The following is a 9,670-nucleotide window of genomic DNA, read 5'->3' on the forward strand; positions in this document are numbered from 1 at the left end:
AGCGCGGTGTCGATTGGATGCTCCGCGTGGTGACTTCATTCGATCGCGTGCACGATCGTCGTGACGCGCTCGGCGTCGAGCCGCGCGAGCCGTCGTGACGTGCGATCCGCGCGCGCGACGATGCTCTGCACCACCCCCGGCACCCAAACGACGTCGTCACCGCACGTCACCACGGCGAGCCCCTTCCTTTCCTGTCGAGGTACACGGCCATCGATGAGGATATCGGCAAGCTTGCGCCGCCCGTGAGCGAGCCGCACGCGATCGCCCGGCTGCGGCGTGCGAACCGTGAGCGGTGCGGGCAGGCGATCGAGGTCGAGCCATGCCGAGATCGGCGACGTCGAGCCCGCTGCTGGTGACGCCAGGGTCGACGCCTGCCCCGACGATCGAAGAACGTTCACCTCGTTGGCGTCGCGCAGCGCGCTCGTGACCTGCCAGCCCGCGACGCGCGCCACGCCGGGAACCTCGAGCGGCGCCGGCTCCACCGGCAGCGGCGGCGCGAGGCGCGCGGCCTCGACCAGCTCGAGCGCCTCGTAGCGCCGCACGACCTTCCAGCCGCTGCCGAGGTCGACCTCGCCCGACGGACGCGACCCGTGCGCCACCGCGAGCACCTGCTCGACCTGCGCGCTCGTCGGGCGCACGCCGGATGCCGCGAGCCAGGCGTGCACGAGGCGCGGCGCGCCGACGCCCGCCGCCGCGATCGTCGTGCGCGGCAGCGTCCCGGAAGGCGCGTCGCGCAGCAGCTCGGCGATGCGCTGCTCGGCGAGCGCGCTCTCCTGCCGCAGCTGCTCGGCGAGCCGCACGAGCCGCGCGCGCACGTCCACCCCGAGCTCGGCCTCGAGCGCCGGCAGCAGGCGGTGGCGCACGCGGTTGCGGAAGAAGGTCTCGTCGGCGTTCGACGAGTCCTCACGCCAGGCGACGCCGCGCGCGCGCAGATACTCGACGCAGTCCGCGTGCGTCTGCTCGAGGAGCGGCCGCAGGATGCCGTCGCCGCGCGCCTCGCTCATCCCGGCGAGCGCCGCGGGGCCGGCGCCGCGCGCGAGCCGCATCAGCACCGTCTCCGCCTGATCGTCGCGGGTGTGCGCGACGCACGTCCAGTCGGCGCCCCAGGCGCGCGCCGTCTCGCGCAGGAAGGCGTAGCGCGCGGCGCGCGCCCGCTCCTCGCGGTTGGCGCGCGAAGCGCCGAGGTCGGTGCGCTCGCCGACGAAGCACGGCAGGTCGAGCGAGCCCGCGAGCGCGCGCACGAGCTCCGCGTCGGCGTCGCTCTCGGCCCCGCGGAGACCGTGGTTCAGGTGCGCGACGGCGAGCGTCGCGCGCAGCTCGCCGCGGCGGCAGAGCGCGTCGAGCGCGACGAGGAGCGCCGTCGAGTCGGCGCCGCCCGAGACCGCGACGAGCAGGCGGCTTTCCGCCGACGCCGCGACGTGTCGCCGCAGCGCCCGAAGGACCGCCCACTCGAACGCGAAGTCTCGTCTCATCGGTGGCCGACCACGCGGCACCCTCGCGAAGTGGCGGCGGGAAGACTCGAACTTCCGACGCGGGGATTATGAGACCCCTGCTCTACCACCTGAGCTACGCCGCCCGAGCGAGGAAACGCTTGAGTAACAACGAGAGGGCGACTTGTCGATTGTCCGCCGCTCAACGCACGTGAGCGAGCTCGCTGGCGACGGAGCGGCGGGTCGCGGCGCGCGCGCCGCGGGCGACCTGGTGCAGGATCCCCTGCGTCAAGTCGAGGCAGGAGAGCTTGCCGCCGTAGACGCAGCCGGTGTCGAGGCCGATCTTGCGGCCGCGGCCGAACCAGACGTCTCGGCACGGCGTGTGCCCGAACACCACCGTGTCCTCGAGACCGTGGTCGTGCAGCAGGAACTCCTCGCGGATCCACAGCAGATCCTCGCGCCGCTGCTGCTCGAGCGGCACGCCGGGCCGCACGCCCGCGTGCACGAAGGCGAAGCCGTCCGCCTGCCAGCGCAGCTCGAGCGAGGCGAAGAGCTCGAGGTGCGACGCGGGCACCTTGGCGAGCGCCGCTTCGGCGGCGGGCTCACGGGCGAGACCTGCGAGCCCGTAGCTCGCGAGCGTCTGCGCGCCGCCGTTCCAGAAAAAGGCTTCCTTGTTGGCCCCGCCGAGGCCCAGGAAGTCGAGGAACATCTCCTCGTGGTTGCCGCGCAGCAGGACCGTGGCTGGCAGCCGCTCGCGCAGCTCGAGGAGGAGCTCGACCGTGTCCCGCGACGCCGGGCCGCGGTCGACGTAGTCACCGAGGAAGACGAGCTGATCGTCCGGACCGGGATCGACGTCGGTGATCAGGCGCTCGAGCTCGGGCGCGCACCCGTGCACGTCGCCCACGCACAGCAGACGCCCGGTCACGTCCTCCTCTCGTCGGCGAGCAACCGCTTGAGGCGGTCGGGGTCGCCGAGCACCTCGAGCGCCGCGGTGTACGGATCCACCTCGCCGCTGCGCAGCCGGTCCTTGACGCCGTCGAGATCGCCGCTCGCGAGCGCGCGGTCGAGGCGCAGCGCGAGCTCGTCGCGCAGGATCTCGGTCCACTCGGTGACCCGCTCGCGCGCGCCGCTCTCGGCGGTGAGCCCCGCGCGCCGCACCTCGGCATGCGCCTTCACCTTCGCGACCAGCTCCTCGATGCCGCGGTTCGCGGTCGCTTCGGTGAGCAGCACCGGGACGTTCCAGTCCGACGCCGGGCGCAGGTGGAGCATCATTTCGAGCTCGTTCTTGAGCCGCCGCGCGCCCTCGCGGTCCGCCTTGTTGACGACGAAGATGTCGGCGATCTCGAGCAGCCCCGCCTTCATCACCTGAATCGTGTCGCCGGCCTCGGGGACGAGCACGACGATCGTCGTGTGCGCGAGGCCCATGATGTCGAGCTCGGTCTGCCCGACGCCGACCGTCTCGACGATCACCACGTCGTGGCCGAAGGCGTCGAGCAGGTGCACGACCTCGCGGCTCGCGCGCGCGAGACCGCCGTGGCGGCCGCGCGTCGACAGGCTGCGGATGAAGACGCCCTCGTCGAGGAAGTGCGCCTGCATGCGCACGCGGTCGCCGAGCACCGCGCCGCCGGAGAACGGGCTCGACGGATCGACCGCGACGACGCCGACGGTGTTGCCGTCCTTGCGCAGCGCCGCGATCAGCTTGTCACACAGCGTCGACTTGCCCGCGCCCGGCGGCCCGGTCAGGCCGATCAGCATGGCGCGGCCGGTCTTGCCGTAGAGACGCCGCATGATCTGCGGCACCTCGGGCGTGCGGTTCTCGACGAGCGTGATGAGACGCGCGAGCGCTCGGCGGTCGCCCGCCTCGTAGCGCTCAAGAAGCTGATCGATGTCCATGACTGGTCGCTGCGGTGATGAAGGAAGTGGGAAGGATGGCGTGGGCGTCGTCGGCGCGGCACGCCTCGAGGCCGAGCCGGTACGCGAGACGCTCGGCGAGGAGCGGCGCGATCGACTCGGGCGTGACGTCGGCGGGCGCGCCTTCGGCGGTGAGGCTCGTCACCGCAACGCCGCGCATGCCGCACGGATCGACGCCGTCGAAGCCGCGCTCCGCGCGCGCGTCGACGTTGAGCGCGCAGCCGTGCAGCGTCACGCCGCGATGGACCGCGAGCCCGATCGCGCCGAGCTTGCGCGCCGGCGAGCCGCTCCAGACACCGGGCAGACCGGCGCGTGCATACGCTTCGACGCCGCACGCCGCGGCGACGTCGCACATCGCCGCCTCGAGCGCGGCGACGAAGGCGCGCACGCCGCGTCCCGCGGAGCGCAGCGCGACCACCGGATAGCCGACGAGCTGTCCCGGTCCGTGATAGGTCACGTCGCCGCCGCGGTCCGTGCGCACGACCGGCCACGGCGCCGTCGGCGGCGCCGTCGCGTGCCGCCCGAGCGTCAGGACCGGCGGGTGCTCGAGCAGCAGCAGCAGGTCGTCGCAGCCCCGCGCTGCCCGCGTCGCGGCAAGACGGCTCTGCAGCTCCCGCGCCGCGTCGTACTCGACACGGCCCAGGTACGACCAGCGCAGCGGGGACACGCCGCGAGCGATACCCGGCTCACCATCCCGCCGCAACAGCGTATCGCTCGGGCCGCCGCGTGACGCTCCGCGGCCGTCACGAGCGCTCGACCGGACCCGGCGAGCCGTCCGGCAGGAAGCCGGCGCGACGCATGCGTCGCCACAGCGTGACGCGCGAGATCCCGAGCTCGCGCGCCGCCGCCTCGCGTCGCCAGCGGTGGCGCTCGAGGAGCCGCAGCAGCGCCTCGCGCTCGCTCTCGATCGCGCTCGGCGCGCACCAGCCCATCGCTGGTGCCGACGTCGGCGCCTGCACGCCGCGTGGCTCGGCGACACGCGGCTCGCCGCCGCGCTGCGCGAGCACCGTCGTCCAGGCCGCGGGCCAGCCGCCGTGCTGCGCGATCACCGCGGCGCGCTCGACGAGGTTCGCGAGCTCGCGCACGTTGCCGGGCCACGGATGCGCGCGCAGCAGCGCGAGCTGTGCCGCCGTCGGACCGACGAACGGCGCCGCGGAGCGCGACTCGGCGACGCTCGTGCCGGCGGCGAGGTGCGCGATCAGCGCCGGCAGGTCGTCGAGGCGCTCGCGCAGCGGCGGCACGACGATGCGCAGCACGTCGAGCCGGTAGTAGAGGTCGCTGCGGAAGCGGCGCTCGGCGACCATCGCGCGCAGGTCGGCGTTCGACGCGGCGACGATGCGCACGTCGGCGCGCCGAGCGCGCGTCGCGCCCACCGGACGGTACTCGCTCTCCTGCAGAAGGCGCAGCAGCTTGCCCTGCAGCGCGAGCGGCAGATCCTCGACCTCGTCGAGGAAGAGCGTGCCCCGTTCGGCGTGCTCGACGAGACCCGTGTGGTCGCGGTGCGCGCCGGTGAAGGCGCCGCGCACGTGACCGAAGAGCTCGCTCTCCACGAGGTGCTCGGGCAGCGCGCCGCAGTTCACTGCGACGAACGGACCGCCGGCGCGCGGGCTCTCGACGTGCAGCGCGCGTGCGACGAGCTCCTTGCCGACGCCGGTCTCGCCTTCGACGAGCACGCACGCGCGGCTCTGCGCGTAGCGTCGGACCTGCAGACGCACCGACTCCATCGCCGGGCTGTCGCCCACCAGCGCCGCGACGCCGCGCGTGTCTTGCTTCTGCGGACGCGTCGCGAGCATCGCCTGCACGAGGTCGCTCAGCCGCTCGAGGACGTCCGGACCCTTCACCAGGTAGTCGACGGCGCCGGCCTTCATCGCCTCGACCGCGCTCGACGCCGTCGCGTCCGCCGTGAGCAGCACGACGGGCGTCGCCGCGCCGCGTACGGCGAGGTCGCGCACGGCGCCGAGGCCGTCGCCGTCGGGCAAGCCGCGGTCGACCAGCACGAGGTCGAAGCGGCGACGCGCGAGCAGCGCGCTCGCGTCGGCCAGGCTCGCGGCGCCGAGCACCTCGACCGCGCGCGACGCCGCGCGCAGCGTCGCGTGGACGAGCTGCGCGAAGCGGACGTCGTCCTCGACCAGCAGCACGCTCGCGCGCGGCGCACGCGCGGACGTGCCCCCGTCGCTCAGCGCCGTGCTCGCCTCGCCCGTCGACATGCTCATTCGCACCGCTCCACGTGGCGCGACGGCGGCTCGCGTCGCACCCGCCGGTGACGTCGCGTAGCACGAGCGCTCGTGTCGCGCGGCTGCACCGAAAGCATGACTTTGCGTCGCGAGGGTTGCGGCGAAGGGTGCGTCCGATAGAAGGGCCGCACGTTGGCGCGACAGGGAACGCATGCGGCGGGCGCCACGAACGCACGCGCGGCGCTCGCGAAACGAGCGGGCCGGCCGCCGTCGGCCGCCGGCCCGATCTCGTTCCCCCCTGGCCCCGAGGCCGGCCCCATGCCGGACCCCGCGACCCCCTCGCGTCGAACGTCGAGCAAGCGACGCACCACGCGCGCGTCGCGGCCCGCACGTGCGCAAGGCTCGCGTTCGCGCGACGCCGACGACGCGCTCGCGCTGCGGCATCGTTTCACGTTGCGCCGCAACGGTTGCGCGCGCGCAGCAAGACGCTACGTGGAGCGCGCCGCATGACGTCGAGCAACGCAGCACCCTGGTACAAGAGCACGACGCTCGTCGCCGGCCTCGTGCTGATGCTGCTCGGCGCCGGCAACTGGATCACGGGCACGATCCGGCTGCGCGAGCACGAGCCGATCGCCACCACGCCGCTTCCCGCCGCGACGGTTTCCCCGCGCCACGGTTCGCCCAGCGCAGAAGAGATCGAGATCGCGCGCGGACGCATGGACTTCTATCACGTCGTCGCGAGCGGCGGACGCTTGATGACCGCAGCGGGATTCGTGCTGCTCACGTTTGGGCTTGCGCGTCGCCTCCGGCCACAGGCAAAAAGGCGATGATCGCTGGGATGCGAACCACCACGATGGATGTTGCGCCTGACGGACCTCATACTCGCCCCGGACCGCTCCCCGTCTGGCTCCCCTGACTGGCCGCTTCCCGCACCGACCGCCGCTCTGCTGGCGCGCGTCGCGCCGACGAACCTGCCGGTCTTGTGCACGGATTGCTACGGCGTCGCGTTCCAGCGGATCGCCGACGCGCTGCACGCGCGCAGCGGTCGCGAGGAGATGGTGCTGGTCGATCTGCGGCGCAGCAGCGGCACGCTCCCCGCGGGTCTGCCGAACGGCGCGCGCGGCACGCGCACGACGCTCTGCCTCGACGGCATCGAGCACCTCGGCCCGAACGGCCAGGAGGTGTTCGCGAGCCAGATCGCGCGCTCGCACTACCGTCTGATCTGCGCGACCGACGCGACGCTCGACGAGCTGCGCGCGCGCTGGCGTCCCGACCTGTTCGCGCTCGTCAGCACGATCACCGTGCGCGTCCCCGCGCTCGGGCGGCGTGGACCCGAGATCCCGGCGCTCGCGCGCGAGCGCATCGCGCTCCTGTGCCGCGAGCTCGATCGCGAGCCGCCGACGCTGACCGCCGCCGCCGAAGCGGCGCTGAGCGCGCATCCCTGGAGCGGCGACACGGCGGAGCTCGACGCGGTGCTGGTGCGCTCGCTGCTCGCGAGCGACGCGCCGGTGCTCGACGCGACGGACCTGCGCTGGGAGCCGGATGCGGTGCTGCAGCTGGCGGCTCCTGCGGCTCCGGCTGCGTCCGTTGCTTCGGCTGCGTCGGCTGCGCGCGGCGCGGAAGGCAACGTCGCACCACGCGTCGACATCGAGCGCGCGCCGGAGCACGAGCTTTCGCACGAGGCGGAGCTCGAGCGCGCGCGCGAACGCACGCTCGAACCGGAGAGCACGATCGAGCGCGAGGGTCAGGCCGAGGCCGCCGCGCCGCCCGCGGGTGTCGCACCGCCCGCGGCGCAGCCCCTCGCCGCGACCGAGCCGTCTCCCTCGTCGGACGTCGGGCACGACACGGTCTCGGCGCCGACCGTCGAGGCGCTCGCCGTCGAGCTCGCGCACCAGCTCAAGAACCCGCTCGTCACCATCAAGACCTTCGTCGCCTGCGTCGAGTCGCTGTCCGAGGATCCGCACGAGCTGAGCCAGTTCCGCGCGCTCACCGACGAGGCGGTGACGCGCATGGACACGATCCTCGATCAGCTGCTCGCGTACGCGCGTCTCGCGCCGCCGCGACGGATGCCGCTCGACGCGCTCGCCGTCGTGCGCGACGCGCTGCGCGAGGCGTGGCGCGCGTTCGCCGGCAAGCAGGTGACGCTCGAGGCGCCGGAGAACGCCGAGCTGCGCGTCGTCAGCGACCCCGAGCACCTGCGCTACGCGCTCGACACGCTCGCGCGCCACGTCGCCGACACCATCGAGGCGCGCGGCACGCTGCGCATCGAGGTCGAGAACGGCGGCGTGCTGCGCGTCTCCTACCGCGAGTCGGGAGCGGTCACGCACCTGCGCGGCGCGGCGACCGCCAACGATTCCGGTTTGCCTCTCGCCTTGCTGTTGGTAAGAGGCGCGCTTGGACGGGTCGGGGGGACCTTCGACATCGAGATCGACGACATGGCGGTGCGGATGCGGATCCGGCTCGGAGCGTCCTGAGATCGGACGCTTCGCAAGGAGCACGTACGAGGGGCTTGGGGACAGGAAGCGTGCCGGACACGCACGACTCGGCGGTTGAGCCTGCCCGCACGGACGCGGGAATCGAGCAGCGACGCCGCGTGCTCGTGGTCGACGACGAGCAAGGCGTGCGCGAGTCGCTGCGCCTCGTCCTGCGCGATCGCTACGACGTCACGACGGCCGCGGACGGCGAGGAAGCGCTGCGCCGCATCGCCAACGAGAGCTTCGACGCCGTGCTGCTCGACATCGTCATGCCGGGCATCGACGGCCTCACGGTGCTCGAGCGCATCAAGGGGCAGAAGCCCGACCTGCCCGTGGTCATCGTGACCGCCACGCGCACCGTCAAGACGGCGGTCACGGCGATCAAGCTCGGCGCCTTCGACTACATCGAGAAGCCGTTCGAGATCGAAGAGCTGCGCATCCTGCTCGCCAACGCGACGCGCACCGCTGCGCTGCAGCGTGAGGTCAACGAGCTGCGCGCCGAGGTCGGACGTCGCTACCAGCTCGGCAACATCGTCGGACGCTCGCCGGCGATGCAGGAGATCTTCCGCACGGTCGCGATGGTCGCGCCGCTGCGCACGACCGTGCTGATCACCGGCGAGAGCGGCACCGGCAAGGAGCTGATCGCGAAGGCGCTGCACTACCAGAGCCCGCGCGCGAGCCGGCCCATGGTCGCGATCAACTGCGCGGCGATCCCCGACACGCTGATCGAGAGCGAGCTCTTCGGTCACGAGCGCGGCGCCTTCACCGGCGCGGATCAGCGCAAGCTCGGCGTGTTCGAGATCGCGCACCAGAGCACGCTCTTCCTCGACGAGATCGCCGAGCTGCAGCCGGCGATGCAGGCGAAGCTGCTGCGCGTGATCGAGACCGGGCAGTTCATGCGCGTCGGCGGCACCAAGCCGATCGAGGTCGACGTCCGCATCGTCGCCGCGACCAACCAGAACCTCGAGAACGCGATCGCGGCGGGAAGCTTCCGCGCCGACCTGTTCTACCGCCTGAACGTCGTCGCGCTGCACCTGCCGCCGCTGCGCGAGCGCCGCGAGGATCTGCCGCTGCTGATCAAGCACTTCACGGCGTCGAAGGCGGCCGAGCTCGGCATCAAGGAGCGCACGTTCACGCCCGAGGCGATCGACCGCATGCTGCGCTACCGCTGGCCGGGCAACGTCCGCGAGCTCGAGAACCTCGTCGAGCGTCTGCTCGTCTTGTCCGACTTCGGACCGGTGCGCCCCGACGAGCTGCCCGAGGCGCTGCGTCAGGACACCTCGTCGCTGCCCGCGGTGGCGAACATGCGCAACGAGGTGCTGCTCGGCATGCGCACGCTGTCCGACGCGGTCGACGAGTTCGAGCGCGACATCATCCTCGAAGCGCTGCACCAGACGGACTTCAACCAGACCCGCGCCGCCGAGCGCCTCGGCACCACGCGCCGCATCCTGAAGTACCGGATGGACAAGCTCGGCATCCGCGACAAGCAGTAGCGCGCCTCAGCCGGGCACCGGTCGCGCGACGAGCCACCAGAGCGCGACCGAGCACAGCGTCGCGAGCGAGAGGAACGTCCAGACGAAGTAGCGCGCGTCGTAGGCGAAGAGCCGCGCCTCGAGAACGCGCGCGACGACGTAGCCGACGAGCGAGCCGAGCGCCGCGCAGCCCATCCACGGCGCGAAGC

Annotated in this window: 9 protein-coding genes and 1 tRNA gene; 3 read left to right on the forward strand and 7 right to left on the reverse strand. The window is 72.9% G+C overall.

The window, feature by feature from the left end:
* Positions 1–35: 35 nt before the first annotated feature.
* From tilS to VIS07_09705, 6 genes are all read right to left on the reverse strand, one after another.
* On the reverse strand, positions 36–1,472 hold the full coding sequence (gene tilS, locus VIS07_09680) for a tRNA lysidine(34) synthetase TilS (protein ID HEY8515768.1): 1,437 nt from the start codon (positions 1,470–1,472) through the stop codon (positions 36–38).
* A 31-nt stretch (positions 1,473–1,503) separates the two neighbouring features.
* Positions 1,504–1,576 (reverse strand) — tRNA-Met (locus tag VIS07_09685).
* Positions 1,577–1,632: 56 nt separating this feature from the next.
* On the reverse strand, positions 1,633–2,355 hold the full coding sequence (locus VIS07_09690) for a metallophosphoesterase family protein (protein ID HEY8515769.1): 723 nt from the start codon (positions 2,353–2,355) through the stop codon (positions 1,633–1,635).
* Entirely contained in the window at positions 2,352–3,323 is a 972-nt protein-coding gene (gene meaB / locus VIS07_09695) for a methylmalonyl Co-A mutase-associated GTPase MeaB (protein HEY8515770.1), read from the reverse strand. The genes VIS07_09690 and meaB overlap by 4 nt, the downstream gene beginning before the upstream one ends.
* Complete coding sequence (gene lipB, locus VIS07_09700) at positions 3,301–4,008, reverse strand: lipoyl(octanoyl) transferase LipB (GenBank protein ID HEY8515771.1); 708 nt, start codon at positions 4,006–4,008, stop codon at positions 3,301–3,303. The genes meaB and lipB overlap by 23 nt, the downstream gene beginning before the upstream one ends.
* Positions 4,009–4,084: 76 nt before the next feature.
* Positions 4,085–5,554: a sigma-54 dependent transcriptional regulator gene (locus tag VIS07_09705; GenBank protein ID HEY8515772.1), complete on the reverse strand. Its 1,470-nt coding sequence runs from the start codon at positions 5,552–5,554 to the stop codon at positions 4,085–4,087.
* 524 nt (positions 5,555–6,078) lie between these two features.
* On the opposite strand from VIS07_09705, the gene VIS07_09710 reads away from it, so the two are divergent.
* From VIS07_09710 to VIS07_09720, 3 genes are read left to right on the forward strand one after another with little or no spacing between them, the layout of a single operon-like run.
* Complete coding sequence (locus VIS07_09710; GenBank protein HEY8515773.1) at positions 6,079–6,345, forward strand: hypothetical protein; 267 nt, start codon at positions 6,079–6,081, stop codon at positions 6,343–6,345.
* A gap of 27 nt (positions 6,346–6,372) precedes the next feature.
* Positions 6,373–7,989, forward strand: coding sequence for a histidine kinase dimerization/phospho-acceptor domain-containing protein (locus tag VIS07_09715; protein ID HEY8515774.1), 1,617 nt, complete (start codon positions 6,373–6,375; stop codon positions 7,987–7,989).
* Positions 7,990–8,039: 50 nt separating this feature from the next.
* Complete coding sequence (locus VIS07_09720; GenBank protein ID HEY8515775.1) at positions 8,040–9,482, forward strand: sigma-54 dependent transcriptional regulator; 1,443 nt, start codon at positions 8,040–8,042, stop codon at positions 9,480–9,482.
* A gap of 6 nt (positions 9,483–9,488) precedes the next feature.
* Here VIS07_09720 and VIS07_09725 read toward each other — a convergent pair.
* On the reverse strand, positions 9,489–9,670 hold a 182-nt coding region (locus VIS07_09725; GenBank protein HEY8515776.1), incomplete at its 5' end, for a hypothetical protein.

This window comes from Candidatus Binatia bacterium (assembly GCA_036563615.1).
In the GTDB taxonomy this organism is placed as follows: domain Bacteria; phylum Desulfobacterota; class Binatia; order UBA12015; family UBA12015; genus DATCMB01.

Coding starts and splice junctions, on each gene's coding strand:
- meaB (HEY8515770.1), bottom strand. CDS start 3,323: ATGGACATCGATCAGCTTCTTGAGCGCTACGAGGCGGGCGACCGCCGA.
- VIS07_09715 (HEY8515774.1), top strand. CDS start 6,373: ATGTTGCGCCTGACGGACCTCATACTCGCCCCGGACCGCTCCCCGTCT.
- VIS07_09705 (HEY8515772.1), bottom strand. CDS start 5,554: ATGAGCATGTCGACGGGCGAGGCGAGCACGGCGCTGAGCGACGGGGGC.
- tilS (HEY8515768.1), bottom strand. CDS start 1,472: ATGAGACGAGACTTCGCGTTCGAGTGGGCGGTCCTTCGGGCGCTGCGG.